This window comes from Rhizobacter sp. AJA081-3 (genome assembly GCF_017795745.1).
Taxonomy (GTDB): Bacteria; Pseudomonadota; Gammaproteobacteria; order Burkholderiales; family Burkholderiaceae_C; genus Piscinibacter.
In genome coordinates this window covers 630,201-647,824 of the sequence record NZ_CP059067.1, presented here as the reverse complement: position 1 = coordinate 647,824, position 17,624 = coordinate 630,201, and the positions used below count along the sequence as shown (strand labels likewise).

Annotated in this window: 19 protein-coding genes; 13 read left to right on the top strand and 6 right to left on the bottom strand. The window is 68.8% G+C overall.

Features of this window, described 5'->3' with window-relative positions; genetic code table 11:
* The first annotated feature begins 10 nt into the window (after positions 1–10).
* The 10 genes from HZ992_RS03210 to HZ992_RS03165 are packed head-to-tail and all read left to right on the top strand — an operon-like array spanning position 11 to position 8,824.
* The gene (locus HZ992_RS03210; RefSeq protein ID WP_209385257.1) at positions 11–1,009 is read left to right on the top strand and encodes a GHMP family kinase ATP-binding protein; all 999 of its coding nucleotides are present in this window, start codon (positions 11–13) and stop codon (positions 1,007–1,009) included.
* 13 nt (positions 1,010–1,022) lie between these two features.
* Positions 1,023–1,625 (top strand): thiamine pyrophosphate-dependent enzyme, encoded by a 603-nt coding sequence (locus tag HZ992_RS03205; protein ID WP_209385256.1) that lies wholly within the window; start codon positions 1,023–1,025, stop codon positions 1,623–1,625.
* Positions 1,626–1,635: 10 nt separating this feature from the next.
* Positions 1,636–2,172: a hypothetical protein gene (locus HZ992_RS03200; RefSeq protein ID WP_209385255.1), complete on the top strand. Its 537-nt coding sequence runs from the start codon at positions 1,636–1,638 to the stop codon at positions 2,170–2,172.
* An 8-nt stretch (positions 2,173–2,180) separates the two neighbouring features.
* On the top strand, positions 2,181–3,356 hold the full coding sequence (locus HZ992_RS03195; protein ID WP_209385254.1) for a DegT/DnrJ/EryC1/StrS family aminotransferase: 1,176 nt from the start codon (positions 2,181–2,183) through the stop codon (positions 3,354–3,356).
* A gap of 16 nt (positions 3,357–3,372) precedes the next feature.
* Positions 3,373–4,104, top strand: coding sequence for a nucleotidyltransferase family protein (locus HZ992_RS03190; RefSeq protein WP_209385253.1), 732 nt, complete (start codon positions 3,373–3,375; stop codon positions 4,102–4,104).
* Positions 4,088–4,678 carry a D-sedoheptulose-7-phosphate isomerase gene (locus tag HZ992_RS03185; RefSeq protein WP_209385252.1) on the top strand — a complete coding sequence of 197 codons (591 nt, stop codon included), beginning with the start codon at positions 4,088–4,090 and terminating at the stop codon, positions 4,676–4,678. Before HZ992_RS03190 ends, HZ992_RS03185 begins: the two co-directional genes overlap by 17 nt.
* A gap of 28 nt (positions 4,679–4,706) precedes the next feature.
* On the top strand, positions 4,707–5,645 hold the full coding sequence (locus HZ992_RS03180; RefSeq protein WP_209385251.1) for an NAD-dependent epimerase/dehydratase family protein: 939 nt from the start codon (positions 4,707–4,709) through the stop codon (positions 5,643–5,645).
* A 19-nt stretch (positions 5,646–5,664) separates the two neighbouring features.
* Complete coding sequence (locus HZ992_RS03175) at positions 5,665–6,789, top strand: glycosyltransferase family protein (protein WP_209385250.1); 1,125 nt, start codon at positions 5,665–5,667, stop codon at positions 6,787–6,789.
* 2 nt (positions 6,790–6,791) lie between these two features.
* Complete coding sequence (locus HZ992_RS03170) at positions 6,792–8,333, top strand: B12-binding domain-containing radical SAM protein (protein ID WP_209385249.1); 1,542 nt, start codon at positions 6,792–6,794, stop codon at positions 8,331–8,333.
* A 56-nt stretch (positions 8,334–8,389) separates the two neighbouring features.
* Positions 8,390–8,824 carry an META domain-containing protein gene (locus HZ992_RS03165; protein WP_209385248.1) on the top strand — a complete coding sequence of 145 codons (435 nt, stop codon included), beginning with the start codon at positions 8,390–8,392 and terminating at the stop codon, positions 8,822–8,824.
* A gap of 22 nt (positions 8,825–8,846) precedes the next feature.
* Here the strand turns inward: HZ992_RS03165 and HZ992_RS03160 are convergent, their stop codons facing one another.
* Together HZ992_RS03160 and HZ992_RS03155 are read right to left on the bottom strand one after the other, a co-directional pair.
* Positions 8,847–9,062: a hypothetical protein gene (locus HZ992_RS03160; protein ID WP_209385247.1), complete on the bottom strand. Its 216-nt coding sequence runs from the start codon at positions 9,060–9,062 to the stop codon at positions 8,847–8,849.
* Between the two features lie 87 nt (positions 9,063–9,149).
* Complete coding sequence (locus HZ992_RS03155) at positions 9,150–10,091, bottom strand: LysR family transcriptional regulator ArgP (RefSeq protein WP_209385246.1); 942 nt, start codon at positions 10,089–10,091, stop codon at positions 9,150–9,152.
* Positions 10,092–10,159: 68 nt separating this feature from the next.
* Between HZ992_RS03155 and HZ992_RS03150 the strand changes: the two genes are divergently transcribed.
* The gene (locus tag HZ992_RS03150; protein WP_209385245.1) at positions 10,160–10,765 is read left to right on the top strand and encodes a LysE/ArgO family amino acid transporter; all 606 of its coding nucleotides are present in this window, start codon (positions 10,160–10,162) and stop codon (positions 10,763–10,765) included.
* 8 nt (positions 10,766–10,773) lie between these two features.
* Here the strand turns inward: HZ992_RS03150 and HZ992_RS03145 are convergent, their stop codons facing one another.
* Positions 10,774–12,354, bottom strand: a complete 1,581-nt coding sequence (locus HZ992_RS03145; RefSeq protein ID WP_209385244.1) for an ABC transporter substrate-binding protein — start codon at positions 12,352–12,354, stop codon at positions 10,774–10,776.
* A 76-nt stretch (positions 12,355–12,430) separates the two neighbouring features.
* Complete coding sequence (locus HZ992_RS03140; RefSeq protein ID WP_209385243.1) at positions 12,431–12,622, bottom strand: heavy-metal-associated domain-containing protein; 192 nt, start codon at positions 12,620–12,622, stop codon at positions 12,431–12,433.
* 123 nt (positions 12,623–12,745) lie between these two features.
* On the opposite strand from HZ992_RS03140, the gene HZ992_RS03135 reads away from it, so the two are divergent.
* Positions 12,746–15,148, top strand: a complete 2,403-nt coding sequence (locus tag HZ992_RS03135) for a heavy metal translocating P-type ATPase (protein WP_209385242.1) — start codon at positions 12,746–12,748, stop codon at positions 15,146–15,148.
* Complete coding sequence (cueR, locus tag HZ992_RS03130; RefSeq protein WP_245213338.1) at positions 15,130–15,549, top strand: Cu(I)-responsive transcriptional regulator; 420 nt, start codon at positions 15,130–15,132, stop codon at positions 15,547–15,549. Before HZ992_RS03135 ends, cueR begins: the two co-directional genes overlap by 19 nt.
* Here the strand turns inward: cueR and HZ992_RS03125 are convergent, their stop codons facing one another.
* Both HZ992_RS03125 and HZ992_RS03120 read right to left on the bottom strand, forming a co-directional pair.
* The gene (locus HZ992_RS03125; RefSeq protein ID WP_209385241.1) at positions 15,550–16,815 is read right to left on the bottom strand and encodes a cyclic di-GMP phosphodiesterase; all 1,266 of its coding nucleotides are present in this window, start codon (positions 16,813–16,815) and stop codon (positions 15,550–15,552) included.
* Positions 16,816–16,938: 123 nt separating this feature from the next.
* Positions 16,939–17,589, bottom strand: a complete 651-nt coding sequence (locus HZ992_RS03120; protein WP_209385240.1) for a c-type cytochrome — start codon at positions 17,587–17,589, stop codon at positions 16,939–16,941.
* Positions 17,590–17,624: the final 35 nt, after the last annotated feature.

The following is a 17,624-nucleotide window of genomic DNA, read 5'->3' as shown; positions in this document are numbered from 1 at the left end:
AGCGCCGGCGATGATCATCACGCGTACGCCGTTCCGCATCTCCTTCTTCGGCGGCGGCACCGACTACCCGGCCTGGTTCCAGAAGCATGGCGGCGAGGTGCTCTCCACCTCGATCGACAAGTACTGCTACATCACCTGCCGGCACCTGCCGCCCTTCTTCGACTACAAGCACCGTATCGTCTACTCGGCGATCGAGAACGTGCGCCACTGGGACGAGATCAAGCACCCCGCGGTGCGCGGCGTGCTGAGCTGGGCCAACTGCAACAAGGGCCTGGAGATCCACCACGACGGCGACCTGCCGGCGCGTTCGGGCCTGGGCTCGAGCTCGTCCTTCACCGTCGGCCTGGTGCACGCGCTGGCCGCGCTGAAGGGCAACATGGTCAGCAAGGAGCAGCTGGCACGCGACGCCATCCACATCGAGCAGAACGTGATCGGCGAGAGCGTGGGCAGCCAGGACCAGGTGGCCGCGGCCTTTGGCGGCTTCAACCGCATCGAGTTCCTGCGCAGCGGCGCCTTCCAGGTCTCGCCGGTGATCGTCAAGAAGAAGCGCCTGAACGAGCTGCAGAAGCACCTGATGCTGTGCTTCACCGGCTTCTCGCGCATCGCCGCCGAGGTGGCGCAGTCGAAGATCGCCAACCTCAAGCAGCGCGAGACCGAGCTGATGCGCATGCGCGAGATGGTCGAGGAAGCGGTGCAGATCCTGCACAGCTGCAACCGCCCGATCGAGGAGTTCGGCGACCTGCTGCACGAGGCCTGGCAGACCAAGAAGCAGCTGTCCGACAAGGTCTCGACCGGCGAGATCGACCAGATCTACCAGACCGCGCGCGACGCTGGCGCGATCGGCGGAAAGATCCTCGGTGCCGGCGGCGGCGGCTTCCTGCTGCTGTTCGTCAAGCCCGAGAACCAGCCCAAGGTGCGCGAGGCGCTCAAGCACCTGATCCACGTGCCCTTCAACTTCGACGAGTCCGGCAGCCGGGTGGTGCTCTACCAGCCCAACGGCCTGTGCTGAGGAGCCCCCCGCCATGATGACCGCACAAGACCTGATCGCCTTCGAGGACGAGGTGGCCGCGCGCTTCAACGCCGGCAAGATCCGCGCCCCGGTGCACCTGTACTCGGGCAACGAGGCCCAGATGATCGAGGTGTTCAAGGGCATCGGCAAGAACGACTGGGTGTTCTGCTCCTGGCGCTCGCACTACCAGTGCCTGCTCAAGGGCGTGCCTCCCGCGGCGGTGATGGACGAGATCATGGCCGGGCGCTCGATCTCGCTGTGTTTTCCCGAACAGCGCATCTACTCCTCGGCCATCGTCGGCGGCGTGCTGCCGATCGCCGTGGGCACGGCGCTGGCGATCGCACGCAGCGGCGAGGATGCCCGCGTGCACTGCTTCATGGGCGAGATGACGGCCGAGACCGGCATCGCGCACGAGAGCATCAAGTACAGCCGCAATCACCGCCTGCCGATCCGCTTCGTCGTCGAGGACAACGAGAAATCGGTCTGCACCGACACCCGCGCCGCCTGGAACCAGAGCAAGCTCAGCTTCGAGAACCAGCGCGACGAGTACATCCACTACTACCGCTACCAGACCCGCTACCCGCACGCGGGCGCCGGCCAGCGCGTGCAGTTCTGAGGAGCACACGATGAAGTACTTCGACGAACTCAAGCGCTCGATGGAATTCCTCGCCGCCGACCCGCGCGTGGTCTTCATGGGCCAGGCGGTGGCGGTGCCGGGCACGGCAATGAGCAACACGCTCAAGGACGTGGCGCCGGGCCGGCTGATCGAGCTGCCCGTCGCGGAAGAGCTGCAGATGGGCATGACCACCGGCCTCGCGCTGGCCGGCCAGGTGCCGGTGAGCATCTTCCCGCGCTGGAACTTCCTGATGTGCGGCCTCAGCCAGCTCGTCAACCACCTCGACAAGCTCGCGGTGATGAGCAACGGCGGCTACAAGGCGAAAGCTATCGTGCGCACCGGTATCGGCTCGGAGCGGCCGCTGCACCCGCAGCACCAGCACGTGGGCGACTACACCGAGGCGCTGCGCCTGATGTGCAAGAGCATCGAGGTGATCCGCCTGGACGAGCCGGAAGACATCTTCCCCGCCTACGAGCGCGCGCTGCTGCGCGACGACGGTCGCAGCACGCTGATTGTCGAGTACGGCGACTACTACTCCGAGAAGTGAGCGCAGCGATGGCAGCCAAGTACCCCCTGATGCGCAACAACATCGCGCGCGAGGACCTCGACGCGGTGATCGCCCACCTGCAGCAGGACGACCCCATCCTGACCAACGGCCCGCAGTGCGTGGCCTTCGAGCAGGAATGGTCGAAGTGGCTGGGCGTGAAGTACAGCGTGTTCGTGAACTCCGGCGCCTCGGCCAATCTGCTGTCGATGGCGCTGCTGAAGATCCGCCACCCCGAGGGCGGCGAGGTGATCGTGCCGCCGCTGACCTGGATCTCCGACGTGGCCACGGTGCTGCAGAACGGCTTCACGCCGGTGTTCGCCGACATCGACCCGCGCACGCTGGCGATGGCGCCGGATCAGATCCTCGCGAAGATCACCGACAAGACGCGCGCCGTGTTCCTCACCCACGTGCAAGGCTTCGACGGCCTGACCGACGGCCTGATCGCCGAGCTCGACCGCCGAGGCATCCCGCTGATCGAGGACGTGTGCGAATCGCATGGCGCCACGCACAACGGGCGGCGCCTGGGCAGCATCGGCTGGATGTCGAACTTCAGCTTCTACTACGCGCACCACATGAGCACCATCGAGGGTGGCATGGTGTGCACCGACGATGCCGAGGTCTACCAGCAGATCCGCATGCTGCGTTCGCACGGGATGGTGCGCGAGAGCAACGATGCGGACTACCGGACGGCGTGGCGCGAGGCGAACCCGGAGCTGAACCCGGACTTCATCTTCGCCTACCCCGCCTACAACGTGCGCAACACCGAGATCGGCGCCATCATGGGCCGCAGCCAGCTCAAGCGGCTGGACGCCAACGTGCTGCGCCGCACGCAGAACCTGCAGCGCTTCCTCGAGCGCATCGACGACAAGCGCTACCAGACCGACTTCAAGCTCGAAGGCAGCAGCAACTACGCCTTCAACCTGATCATGAAGGCGGCCGACCCGGAGTACGTGCAGCGCCTGATGGCGACGATGCGCGAGACCGGCATCGAGTTCCGCCGCGGCAGCGCCGGCGGCGGCAACCAGCTGCGCCAGCCCTACCTGCGCGGCATCGTGCCGAAGGACCATCACCTGGCCTTCCCGCACACCGAGCACGTGCACTTCTACGGCTTCTACATCGGCAACTTTCCGGACCTGCGCGACGACGAGATCGATGCGATCTGCCGCATCGTCAACGCGGTCTAGTGCACGGGCCGATCGCATGACCACCGCCATCATCCTCGCCGGCGGCCTCGGCACTCGCCTGCGCAGCGCCGTCCCCGACCTGCCCAAGCCCATGGCCCCGATCGCCGGGCGGCCCTTCCTGGCCCACCAGATGGACCACTGGATCGCGCAGGGCGTCGGCCGCTTCGTGCTCTCCGTCGGCTACCGCCACGAGGCGATCAGCAGCCACTTCGGCCGCCGCTACCACGGCGCCGCGATCGACTACGTGGTCGAGACCGCGCCGCTGGGCACCGGCGGCGCCGTGATGCTCGCCGCCGCGAACCTGCCGCGCGACGAGTACACGCTGCTGCTCAACGGCGACACGTACTTCGACGTGCCGCTGCGCGAACTCACGGCACGCGCGCGCCGCCACGACGCCGATTGGTGCTTCTCGCTGTTCCGCAACACCGACCCGGCGCGCTACATGGGCGTGGGCCTGTCCCAGGACGGCCTGATCACCGCGCTGCGCGCGCCCACCGCACCGCTGGCCAACGGCGGCGTCTACCTGTTCCGCCCCGGCGCGCTCGACGCCGTCAGTCTCGCCCCGGGACAGGCCGCGTCGCTGGAGAACAACCTGTTCCCGCAACTGCTCGCCGACGGCCAGCGTTTTGCCGGCGTCGAGAGCCATGGCGCCTTCATCGACATCGGCGTACCGGCCGATTACCACCGCGCCGCCTCGGTCCTGCCGACCGCACGATCCACGGAGCCCGCCCATGACCTCGCCGGTTGACCGCATCCGCCGCAACATCGACGCCTCCATCAGCGCCAAGCAGGCGCTGGCCGCCGACACGGCCACGCTGGCCGTGTTCGCGCGTGCCGTCGACACCGTGATCGCCCGATACCGCGCCGGCGGCCGCCTGTACATCGCCGGCAACGGCGGCTCGGCGGCCGATGCGCAGCACCTGGCCGCCGAATTCGTCAGCAAGCTGGCGCGCGACCGGGCGCCGCTGCCGGCCGAATCGCTGACCACCGACACCTCCATCCTCACCGCCATCGGCAACGACTACGGCTTCGACCAGGTGTTCGCCCGCCAGCTGGCCGGTAAAGCCACGGGAAAGGACGTCTTTCTCGGAATTACCACCTCCGGCGAATCGCCGAACATCCTCCAAGCCCTGGAGCAATGCCGTCGCATGGACATCCCCAGCATCGTCTTCACCGGCCGCAGCGGCGGCCGTGCGCGCGAGCTTGCGGATTTCTGCCTCGTCGCCCCGGGCAGCGCCACCAGCACCATCCAGGAACTGCACATCGTGATGGCGCACACGCTGTGCGAATGCGTCGAGGCGGCGCTGTTCGCGCCCGCCTGACCCCGACAAGACCCACGGAGAACGATTCATGGCCTACGACATCCTCGTCACCGGCGGCGCCGGCTACCTCGGTTCCACGCTGGTGCCCTCGCTGCTGGCCGCGGGCCACCGCGTCACCGTGCTGGACAGCTTCATGTTCCGCCAGATCAGCCTGAACCACGTCTGCAGCGACCCGAAGTTCAACGTCGTCAAGGGCGACATCCGCGTCGAGGGCACGCTCGCGCCGCTGCTGAAGAAAGCCGACATCGTGATCCCGCTGGCCGCGCTGGTGGGCGCGCCGATGTGCAACGCCGACCCGATCGGCGCCAAGACGATCAACCACGACGCCATCCTGCTGATGCTGCGCCTGGCCTCGCGCAACCAGCGCATCCTGATGCCGACGACGAACAGCGCCTACGGCACCGGCGACGCCAACAACTTCTGCACCGAAGAGTCGCCGCTGCGCCCGATCTCCATCTACGCGAAGGAGAAGGTCGCCATCGAGGGCGAGCTGATGCAGCGCGAGAACGCCATCAGCTTCCGCCTGGCCACGGTGTTCGGCATGTCGCCGCGCATGCGCATCGACCTGCTCGTCAACGACTTCGTGCACCGCGCCGTGCACGACCGCTTCGTCGTGCTGTTCGAGGGCGACTTCAAGCGCAACTACATCCACGTGCGCGACGTGGCGCGCGTGTTCCAGCACGGCATCGAGAACTTCGAGGCGATGCGCGGCCAGATCTACAACGTCGGGCTGAGCGAGGCCAACGTCTCCAAGCGCGAGCTGTGCCAGCACATCCAGAAGCAGCTGCCGGATTTCGTCTTCCTCGACGCCCCGGTGGGCAAGGACCCGGACCAGCGCAACTACGTCGTCTCCAACGCCAAGCTGGAGCGCACCGGCTTCAAGACCGCCGTGACCCTGGACGCCGGCATCGCCGAGCTGATCAAGGGCTTCACGATGGTAAAGAACACCGTGCACGGCAACGTCTGATCGCCGCACAGGCGCCGGCATGAAGATCCTCTACGTCCAGCACGACATGCTGGTCTGGGCCTCGGCCCGGCAGTGGTCGTACACCACGCACATGGCCTATGTCGAAGGCCTGCGCGCGGCGGGGCATGAGGTGCTGGTGCTGTTCACGAGCTGCTGGGCGGGGTCGCGCAAGCTGGTGGGCGACCACCGCTTCGACCAGGTCTGGATCAACGACGTCACCCACGTGCTCGGGCAGCGCCCGGCCTGGGAGGCGCCGCCACCGCTGGCAGAAGTTGACTTCGCCTGGCTGGCCACACTGGCCCCGGTGCGCGTGGGCATCGTCATGGAGACGCTGCACTACGACGCCGCCGACTACGCCGAGGTGCCCGAGCTCGGCCGCCGCGTGCCGCTGATGCAGCGCGCCGTGCTGCCCTACGTGACGCATTTCGGCGTCGTCGACGAGAACGACGTGCGCCACATCGAGAACATGGGCGCGCAGGCGGTGTGGACCCCCTGCCACGTGCCGCGCCGCTTCTTCCGCCGCAGCGCGCCGAACACGTCGCGCCCGGCCGTCTTCATCGGCAGCGCCTACCAGCGGCGTGCCAAGTACCAGCACAACGACCGGCTGAAGCAAGGCCTGCTCGAGTTCCGCGCCTCGGGCGAACACGCCACCGAGCTGCCGAAGATGTTCGATCAGCTCAACAATCCGGTGCGCCAGGCGATGCTCGAGCAGCCCTGCCGGCAGGCCGACATGGAGCGCTTCGTCGACACGTTGCAGCAGGTGCGCGCCAAGCTCTTCGACCTGTTCCTCGACGGGCTGTCCGACAGCCTGGCGACGGTGAACCTGACCTCCTTCGTGAAGACCTACGCGGGCCGCGTGGTCGAGAGCATGGCGATCGGCCAGCCAGTAGTCTCCTGGCGCATTCCGTCCCATCCGCAGACGGCGCGCTTGTTCCGCGAGGACGAGCACATCCTCTTCTTCGAAAACGACGATCCCGAGTCGCTGGCCGACACGCTGGAGCGCCTGAAGCGCGAGCCGGGCCTGGCCGAGCGCATCGGCGAGCGTTGCCTCGCCAACGCGAAGAGCCACCACACGTCGGAGCACCGCGTCGCGCAAATCCTCGAATGGACGCGCACCGGCATCGCCCCCCGCTTCTGGGACTGAACATGAACGAACGAGCGCTCGACGTCCTGCTGATCAACCCGGATTCGTCGGCCACCGCCTACCAGGGCCTGGCGGCTACCTATTCGGCGATCGAGCCGCCGACCTGGTCGCTGCTGCTGGCGCAATCGTGCCGGGCCAAGGGCTTCGGCGCGGCGATCATGGACTGCGATGCCGAGAAGCTCTCGCTCGAGGCCGCCGTGCAGCGCACGCGCGATCTGAAGCCGCGCCTCGTCGTCTTCGTCGTCTACGGCCAGAACCCGAACTCGGGCACGACCAGCATGATCGGCGCGACGCGCCTGGCCCAGCAGATCAAGGACGAGCTGCCCGGCCTGCCGGTGGCCTTCGTCGGCTCGCACACCAGCGCATTGCCGCGCGAGGTGCTGGCGCTGCCCTGCACCGACATCGTGTTCCTCAACGAAGGCGTGTACGCGCTGCACAACCTGCTGCGCGGCAACCTGAAGGACGACATCGCCAAGGTGGCCGGCATCGGCTACAAGAAGCGCGACCGCGAGGGCAAGCCGGTGCTGTGGCTGAACCCGCCGCAGGCCGTGGTGCCGCAGGAGAAGATGGACGAGGACCTGCCCGGCTACGCCTGGGACCTGCTGCCCTACAAGGAGCGCCCGCTGGACCTGTACCGCGCGCATTTCTGGCATGCCGGCTTCGACCATTCGAAGCGCACGCCCTTCGCCGCGATCTACACCTCGCTGGGCTGCAACTTCGGTTGCGACTTCTGCATGATCAACATCGTCAACCGCAACGACAACGGCGAGGAGGTGCATGCCGCCCACTCGCGCGGCATGCGGTTCTGGAGCACCGCGCTCATCACCGCCGAGCTGGAGAAGCTGGCGAAGATGGGCGTCGAGACGGTGCGCATCAGCGACGAGATGTTCTTCCTCAACCGGCGCTACTACGAGCCGCTGCTCAACAACATCGTCGAGCGCGACCTGAAGCTGCGCATGTGGGCCTACTCGCGCGTGGACACGGTGCGGCCCTCGGCGCTCGAGCTGTTCCGGAAGGCCGGTATCGGCTGGCTGGCGCTGGGCATCGAGGCGGGCAGCCAACTGGTGCGCAAGGAGGTCTCCAAAGGCTCCTTCCAGGAAGTGAACATCCGCGAGATCTGCAAGACGGTGCGCGACGCCGACATCAACGTCATCAGCAACTACATCTTCGGCTTCCCCGACGACACGCTGGCGACGATGCAGCAGACGCTGGACCTGGCGCTCGAGCTGAACACCGAGATGGCCAACATGTACCCCTGCCAGGCGCTGCCCGGCAGCCCGATCTACCGCCAGGCCATCCGCAACGGCTGGAAGTTGCCCGACAGCTACGCCGGCTACGCCTTCCTGTCCTACGACTGCGAGCCGCTGGCCACCAAGCACGCCAGCGCCGCCGAGGTGCTGCGCTTCCGCGACGAGGCCTTCCAGACCTACTTCACCAACCCCGACTACCTGGCGCTGGTCGAGCGCCGCTTCGGCGCCCCGCAGCGCGCCAACGTCGAGGACATGACGAAGATCCGCTTGAAGCGCCGGCTGCTGGGCGACTGAGGCAGGCCCGCGAGGCGGGCTAGACTGGGATGATGTCGACTGCCGCTGCCGTGCCCATGCGCCTGATCCTCTGCACCCTGGCCCTGAGCGGACTGGCCGCCTGCGCGGCGGCACCCGGTGCGGAGCCGCCCGCGCCGCCCGTCTCGCGCGAAGTGCACGGCACCTGGGTCATCGAGCAGGCGCGCACCGAGCCCATCCTCGACAAGCGGCGCGCCCGCCTGGTGCTCGGCGCAGACGGCCGCCTGTCGGGCCACACCAGCTGCAATGCGATGAACGGCCCCTACTCGCTCAGCGGCGACACGATCAAGATCGGCGCCATCGCCACCACGCGCATGGCCTGCGGCCCGCTGCTGCTCGAGCAGGAAGACCGCATCCTCACCGCACTGGAGCTCGCCGCCACGGCGCGCGTGCGGCCCGACGGGCTGCTGGAACTGCGCGATGCCGACGGCCGCGGCGTGCTGCGTGCGACGCGGGCGCCCGCGCAGCCCTGAGCCGCCGAAACGAGGCTCCGGCTCAGCGCCGGCCGGCAGGCACGGCGCGGGGGGGCTCGATGGCCTCGTGCGGCGGCACCGTGTCCTCGAATCCCGAAGAGTGGAAGTTCGTGCCCGGCCCCTGACCGTGCCAGTTCGATGGCCCCTCGTGGCGGCGTTCGCGCCACCACATCAGGCCGTGGTCGGCGATCAGCCAGACGATGACCCCGCCGACGACGAGCACGAGTGCAGTGACCATGAGCGACTCTCCAGGCATGGGCGCGACTCCCGTCGTCGCGCCTCGAATCGTGACAATTTACGCGGTGGGCGCTGCGGGATCAACGCTTCACCCCCTGGATGGAGGTGAGGGCAGCGGCCGCAGGGCGCCGGCTGCAGCCTCGACCACCGCCGCGGTGAGCGCGCGCAGCACCTCGGCCTCCAGGCTCCAGTGCTGCCAGTACAGCGCGACATCTAGGGCCTGCCCAGGCAGCAGCTCGACGAGCTCGCCGCGCTCGAGCAGCGGCGCGACGAGCACGTCCGGGTTCATTCCCCAGCCCAGGCCCTGCACGGCGGCATGGATGAAGCCGTGGGTGCCGGGCACGCGGTGCTGCGGCGGGGCCAGCCGCCGGCGCGACAGCCGACGCAGGAAGCGCGCCTGCAGCTGATCCTTCTGGTTGAACACGTTGCACGGGGCCTGTGCCAGTGCCTCGTCCGTGAGGCCCTCGGCGAAGTGGCGGCGCACGAAGGCCGGGCTGGCCACCGCGAGGTAGCGCATGAAGCCCAGCGGGCGCACGCGGCAACCCTGAACCGGCACGGGCTCGGCGCTCACGGCGGCGAGCACGCGGCCCTGGCGCAGCAACTCGCTGGAATGGTCCTGGTCTTCCACATGCAGGTCCAGGCAGACGTCGTGGCTCTCGCGCAGCGCGGCCAGGGCCGGCCACGAACCGGTGGCCAGCGAATCGGCGTTCACCGCCACGGCCAGCGGCAGCGGGGCCGGCGCCTGCGTGCCGCGAGCGCTCGGGGCCGAGTCGGCCAGGCCGAAGGGCGCCAGCGCCTGCGCCTCGAGCAGCTGCAGCTGCTGAGCGTGGCGCTGCAGCGACTCACCGGCCTCGGTGGCCAGGCAGGGGCTGCCGCGGCGGATCAGCACGCGGCCCAGGCGCTCCTCCAGGCCCTTGATGCGCTGGCTCACCGCCGAGGGCGTGACGTGCAGCGCCCGCGCCGCCGCGTCGAAGCTGCCTTCGCGCAGCACCGCGGCGAAGGCGGCGAGTTGGCGGGAGTCGATCTGCATCAGTTTTGCTAATGGAAGATCAGAAAGTTTAGCTGGTTCGATGTCACCGGTCCCCGGATGATGCCGGCATGGAAACCGTCTTCCTCCGCGGCTTCGCGACCTCGGCCGCGCTGATCGTGGCCATCGGCGCACAGAACGCGTTCGTGCTGCGCCAGGGCCTGCAGCGTGCCCACGTGCTGCCGGTGGTGCTGGTGTGCGCGCTGTCCGACATGCTGCTGATCACGCTGGGCGTGGCTGGCCTGGGCCGCTGGGTGCAGGAGCATCCCGCGCTGCTGGCGCTCACGCGCTGGGGCGGCGCGTCCTTCCTGATCGTCTACGGATTGCTCGCCGCCCGCCGAGCGCTCAGGCCGCACGCACTGGCGGTGCAGGGCCCGGCGGTGGCCGACTTGCGCAGCGCGCTCGCGGCCTGCCTGGCCTTCACCTACCTGAACCCGCACTGCTGGCTCGACACGGTGGTGCTGCTCGGCTCGATCGCCTCGCAGGAGCCCGAGGGCGCACGCGCCGTGTTCGGCGCCGGCGCTGCCTCGGCCAGCGCCGTGTGGTTCTTCGCGCTGGGCTACGGCGCGCGGGTGCTGGCGCCGCTGTTCGAGCGCCCCGCCGCCTGGCGGGTGCTCGACGGCGCGATCGCCCTGGTGATGTGGGCGATCGCGGCGGCGCTGCTACGCGGCGCCTGAGCTGTCGATCACTTGGCGATCGTGACCCACTGCACCTCGAGCCAGTTGTCGGCCCGGTGCACGGCGCTCACGTTGCTGCGTGCCGCCCAGGGGATCACCTGCCGGTGCAGCGGGATCACGTGCACCTGCTCCTTGTACTCGCGCATTGCCGCCTTGATCAGCGCCTCGCGCTTCTTCGCGTCGGGCTCGACGCTCGACTGCGCGGCCAGCGCGTCGAACTTGTCGTTCTTCACGCCGCCGAAGTTCCAGTAGCCCTGGCCCTTCTCGCCGCGGTTGCGCAGCACCGGCGTGAAGGTGGTCTCGGCGTCGGTGATGGCGCCGCCCCAGCCGAGCATGTACAGGCTGGTGTCCTGCTTCTCGATCTTCGGGAAGTAGGTGGCACGCGGCTGCGCGCTGACCTTCACCTTGATCTTCAGCTGCGCCCACATGCCGGCCAGCGCGATGCAGAGTTCCTCGTCGTTGATGTAGCGGTTGTTCGGGCAATCGAGCGTCACCTCGAAACCGTCGGCATACCCCGCGTCGGCCATCAGCTTGCGCGCGGCGGCCAGGTCGTAGGGCAGGCGCTTCTCGATCTCGGGGTCGTTGTAGGAGCCCAGCGGCGACGGCGTCAGGCCACCGGTCGGGTAGCTCTGGCCGTTCATCAGCTTGGTCTTGATCGTCTCGATGTCGACGGCCTGGTACATGGCGGTGCGCACGCGCACGTCCTTGAAGGGGTTCTTGTCGCCGGGCACGTTGCCGTAGAGCAGCTTGTCGCGGGACTGGTCCAGGCCGATGAAGACGATGCGGTTCTCCGGCCCGTCGATGATCTTCACGCCGGCGGTGTTGCGCAGTCGTGCCAGGTCGCGCGGCGCCGGGTCGAGCACGAAGTCGATCTCGCCGGAGACCAGCGCGGCCAGCCGCGTGGCGTCGTTGCCGATCGGCGTGTAGACGATCTCCTGCACGTTGCCCTCGTACTTGCCCCACCAGGCCGGGTAACGCTTGTAGACCGTCTTGATGCCCGGCGCGCGGCTGACCAGCATGTAGGGGCCGGTGCCGTTGGCGTTCAGGCCGGCATAACTCTCTTCCTTGTTCTTGAAGTCGAGCGGCTTGGTGACCTTGTTCTTCTCGCTCCACACCTTGCTCATGATCCACAGCGTCTCGAGGTGCTGCAGGAAGATCGGGTTGGGCGCGGCGAGCTGGAACTCCACCGTCAAGTCGTCGACCTTGCGCGGCTTGCCCACCGCGGCGCCGTACTGGTTGATCGTCGAGGTGGGCGCCACCGAGCGCTCGATGGAGAACACCACGTCGTCGGCGGTGAAGGGCGTGCCGTCGTGGAACTTCACGTTCGGCCGCAGCTTGAAGCGCCACAGCGTGGGCGAGACCTGCTGCCACTCGGTGGCCAGCGCCGGCACGATCGCCAGGGTCTTGTCGCGGGTGACGAGCTTCTCGTACACCTGCCCGTTCATCATGTTGGTCATGGACTCGTTCTGCGAGTGCGGGTCCATGGTCTGAGGGTCGCCCTGGCTGGCCCAGCGCAGCGTCTGCGCAAAGGCCTGCGGGGCGAATGCGAGCGCAGCGACGAGTGCGCTCGAGGTGATGAACTTGAACATGCGGCCAGCTCCCGTGATTGGAATGTGGCCGCAGTGTAGGCAAGCCGCGCGGGCGCGGCAGCGGGGGAATACCGACTCAGCGGGCGGGGTATCCCTCGTCGGCCAGCGCCTGCCTCACCGCATCGGCCGGCTGCGTGGTCTCGATGCGCACCGTGTGGCTGGGCAGGTCGCACTGCACCTGGGCTTGCGCGTCGAGCTTCATCACCGTGCCGGTGACGGTCTTCACGCAATGGCCGCAGGTCATGTCGGGCAGGGTCAGTTCAATCATTCGGGGCTCCTTCGGGATGGACGATGCTGCAACGATAGACCTTGACACCGTGGCAAGGTCAAGCGATGGATCAAGTGCGAAAGCGCTTGACCCTGACATCATGTCAAGGTCCAGACTGCCTCCATGAACACCGAAACCACCCTGTCCCTGCCCGTCGAGGGCATGACCTGCGCCTCCTGCGTCGGCCGCGTCGAGAAGGCTCTCGCCAAGGTACCGGGCGTTGCCCGCGCCACCGTCAACCTGGCCACCGAGGCGGCGGCGCTGACGCTTTCGCAGCGCGTGCCCACCGCCACACTGACCACCGCCGTCGAGAAAGCCGGCTACGCCGTGCCGCACGACGAGGCCGAGTTGCGCATCGAGGGCATGACCTGCGCCAGCTGCGTGGGCCGCGTCGAACGCGCGCTGCAGGCCGTGCCCGGCGTGCTGGCCGCCACGGTGAACCTGGCGACCGAGCAGGCGCATGTGTCGCGTGTGCGGGGCGCGGCCGGCGCCGCCGAGCTGATGGCCGCCGTGCAGAAGGCCGGCTACACGGCGCACCTGCTGAACGCCGAACAGCCGGCCGCGCCGCCCGCGCCGTCGCGCGACGGCTGGAAGGTGGCGCTGGCCGCCGCGCTCTCGGCCCCGCTGGTGATCCCCATGCTCGGCGACCTGTTCGGCCGCCACTGGATGCTCGATGGCTGGCTGCAGTGGCTGCTGGCCACGCCGGTGCAGTTCTGGCTCGGCGCACGCTTCTACCGCGCCGGCTGGATGGCGCTGCGCGCGGGCAGCGGCAACATGGACCTGCTGGTCTCGCTGGGCACCAGCGCCGCCTACGGCCTGAGCCTGTGGCTGCTGTGGCAGGCGGACGGTGCGATGGCGCACCTGTATTTCGAGTCCTCGGCGGTGGTGATCACGCTGGTGCTGCTGGGCAAGTGGCTGGAGTCGCGCGCCAAGCGCCAGACCACCGACGCGATCCGCGCGCTGCAGGCGCTGCGCCCGGAGACGGCGCGCGTGCGCCGCGACGGCGTCGACCTCGACGTGCCGGTGGCGGAACTTGCGGTGGGCGACCTCGTCGTCGTGCGGCCGGGCGAACGCGTGGCCGTGGACGGCCGGGTGGAAGACGGCCGCAGCCATGTCGACGAGTCGCTGATCACCGGCGAGAGCCTGCCGGTGGCCAAGCAGGCCGGCGACCGCGTCACCGGCGGCGCCCTCAACGCAGAGGGCCTGCTGCTGGTGCGCACGCTGGCCGTGGGCGCGGAGTCGACGCTGGCGCGCATCGTGCGAATGGTCGAGTCGGCGCAGGCGGGCAAGGCGCCGATCCAGCGCCTGGTCGACCAGGTCAGCGCGGTGTTCGTGCCGGTGGTCGTGGGGCTGGCGCTGCTCACGCTGCTCGGCTGGGGGTTCGTCACCGGCGACTGGTCGGCCGGCGTGCTCAATGCGGTGGCGGTGCTCGTGATCGCCTGCCCCTGCGCGCTGGGCCTGGCGACGCCGGCGGCGATCATGGTCGGCACCGGCGCGGCAGCGCGGCGCGGCATCCTGATCAAGGACGCGCAGGCGCTGGAGATCGCCCATGCGGTGCGCGTGGTCGCCTTCGACAAGACCGGCACGCTGACCGAGGGCCGGCCGCAGCTGGCCGCGGCCGAACCGGCCGCCGATGCGGGGCTGACCGGCGACGCGCTGGTCGCCCTGGCCGCGGCGCTGCAGTCGGGCAGCGAACACCCGCTGGCCGCGGCGGTTCTGGCGGCGGCGAAGCAGCCCCTGGCGCCGGCGTCCGACGTTCAGGCCCTGCCCGGCCGCGGCATCGCCGGCGTGGTCGACGGGCAGTCGCTGCAACTCGGCAGCACACGGCTGATGGACGAGAGCGGCGTGGCGCGCGGTGCCCTCGAAGCACGCGCGCTGGCGCTGCAATCCGAAGGCCGCACCGTGTCGTGGCTGGCCGGCCGGCACGGCGAGGCGCCCTGGCGGCTGCTGGGCCTGCTGGCCTTCGGCGACACGCTCAAGCCCGGCGCGGCCGCCGCCATCGCCACGCTGCGCGGCCTGGGCCTGCGCACGCTGATGATCAGCGGCGACAACGCCGGCAGCGCCATCGCGGTCGGACGCGCGCTGGGCATCGACGACGTGCGCGCCGAGGTGCTGCCGGAGCAGAAGGCCGGCCTGGTGGCCGCGCTGCGCGCCGAGATGGGCAACCAAGGCAAGGTGGCCATGGTGGGCGACGGCATCAACGACGCGCCCGCGCTGGCCGCGGCCGACGTGGGCATGGCGATGGCCGGCGAGCAAGGCGGCACCGACGCCGCGATGCAGGCCGCCGGCATCACGCTGATGCGCGGCGACCCGGCGCTGGTGGCGCAGGCCATCGACATCTCGCGCCGCACCACGGCGAAGATCCGCCAGAACCTGTTCTGGGCCTTCTTCTACAACGTGGTGGGGATTCCGCTGGCGGCCTTCGGGCTGCTCAACCCGGTGGTGGCCGGCGCGGCGATGGCAATGTCCAGCGTCAGCGTGCTGACCAACGCGCTGCTGCTCAAGCGATGGAGACCGAAGGCATGAACATCGGCGAGGCCGCGAAACAGTCGGCCGTCTCGGCCAAGATGATCCGCCACTACGAGGAACTCGGCCTCTTGCCCAAGGTGCCGCGCACCGATTCGGGCTACCGGCAGTACGACGAGGCCACGGTGCACACGCTGCGCTTCATCCGCCGCGCGCGCGACCTCGGCTTCGGCCTGCCGGAGATCGAGACGCTGCTCGGCCTGTGGCACAACCGCCGGCGCAGCAGCAAGGACGTCAAGCGAATCGCGCTGGAACATGCCGCCGACCTGCAGCGCCGCATCGAGGAGATGCGCGCCATGCAGCGCACGCTGCAGCATCTGGCGCATGGCTGCCACGGCGACGAGCGGCCGGACTGCCCGATCCTCGACGACCTCGCCGGCGGACGGGCCACGACCGACTGATCAGCCTTTGCCGAGCTTGCGCAGCACCTCGGGACCGGCCCACAGCTCGTCCAGGTGCGGGAACTGCCACTGCGCGTTGCTCTCGCGCGCGGCGATGCCGTCGGTGCAGGCCGGAGACGACAAGTCGAGCAGTTCGATGGTGATCGGCATGTTCGACTTGGTCGAGAAGAACAGCTTCACCTTCGGCGCCACCAGCGAGCCTTCGCTCTGCTCCACCACCACACCGAGCCTGCCCGAGCGCATGCGCACCAGCGAGCCGATCGGGTAGATGCCCAGGCTCTTCACGAAGGCCTGGAAGACGTCGTTGTCGAACTGCCCGGCCCAGGAGGCCATCCTGGCGATCGACTCGGCAGGGTCCCAGCCGCTCTTGTAGGGCCGGTTCGAGGTGATGGCGTCATAGACGTCGCACACCGCGCCCATGCGCGCCACGCGCGTCAGCGCGTCGCCCGACAAGCCGTGCGGATATCCCTTGCCATCGGGCCGCTCGTGGTGGTGCAGCGTGACATCGAGCGCGACCTCGCTGACGCCCTTGCCCTCGAGCAGCAGCTCGTAGCCATGCTGCGGGTGCGTCTTCATGATCGCGTACTCGGCGTCGGTGAGCTTGGCGGGCTTGTTCAGCACCTCCAGCGGCATCATCGCCTTGCCCATGTCGTGCAGCATGCCGGCCAGGCCGATCTCGCGCGCACTGTTCTCGTCCATGCCAAGCTGCCGGCCGAGCGACACCATGAGGGCACACACCGCCATCGAATGCATGTAGGTGTAGTCGTCGTGCGTCTTCAGCCGCGCCAGGCTGACGATGGCCCCCGGGTTGCGCCACACCGACGAGGCGATCTCGTCGACCAGCGGCAGGCACTTCTCGGTGTCCAGTGCGCGGCCCATGCGGGCTTCGGCGAACAGCGAGGTCACGGCCTCGCGCGACTGGTTGACCAGCGCCGAGGCGCGCTGCATTTCGGCCGCCATCGATGCGGTCGGTTTCGGCTCGGCGGCTGGCGGGGCGGGTTCGGAGGGCATCGGCCGCTCGCTGCGTGCCGAACGCGCAGCCGCGTCGCGGCGCGGTGCCACGCCAGTCGAGGCAGGCTCCACGTCACACCCCTTCACGACGTCGATCCAGACCTCGGTCACGGAGCTGGCGCGCAGCTTCTCCAGATCCGCCGGGTCGCGCAGGATGAACTTGGTCCGCCAGAAGGGATGGTCGAGCCACGCGCCGCACATGGCATGCAGGTGCATGCCCAGGCGCAGTTCTTCGACGGGAATCTTCTTCAGCATGGAAAGGCTTCGGCCATCGGTGCCGTCATCTCTGAGTATCGGCCCGCATCGGGGTGACTTGAGCACCCCAAAACGCACAAAGCCGCTGGAAACCAGCGGCTTTGTGCACGGCAGGAAAGCGATTCAGCGGAAGCGCGACTCCGGCACCGTCTTCAGGTCGGTGGGCAGCGAGGCGATGTAGCTGGCCATCTGCTTCAGTTCGGCGTGGCTGAAGGGCTTGGCCATGCCGGCCATGATCGCGTTGCCGCGGCCGACTTGCGGGTTGCCTTCGGTCTGATAGGCCTTCAGCGCCACGAACAGATAGTCGGCGTGCTGGCCGGCCAGCTTCGGGTAGCTCGGGTCGATCGGCTTGTTGAGGTTCTCCCCGTGGCAGGACGCGCAGTTGCCCTTCTTGAGCAGCTCGGCCACGGTGGCCGGCGGCGTGGGCGCGGGGGCCGACTCGGCGGTCGCAGGGCCGGCCTGGGTGGAATAGAAGGCGCCCAGATCGGCCATGTCCTGCTCGGTCAGCGAGGCGGCGATGGCCTTCATGCTCGGATGCTTGCGCTCGCCCTTCTTGTACGCCGTCAGCGCACTGGCGATGTACTTCGCGCCTTGCCCGGAGATCATCGGCACCTTGTGGATCTCGGGGAAGCTGGCCTGGTAGCCGGGGATACCGTGGCAGCCGATGCACATGGCGGCCTTCTTCGCGCCGGCCTGGGCATCCTGTGCCTGCGCGGCGGTGACGAAACCGGCGGCAGCGGCCAGCGAGATCAGGGCGGAGAGCACGTTCTTCATGGTGTCGTGGCAGGCAGGTTGGCGTGACAGCGCGC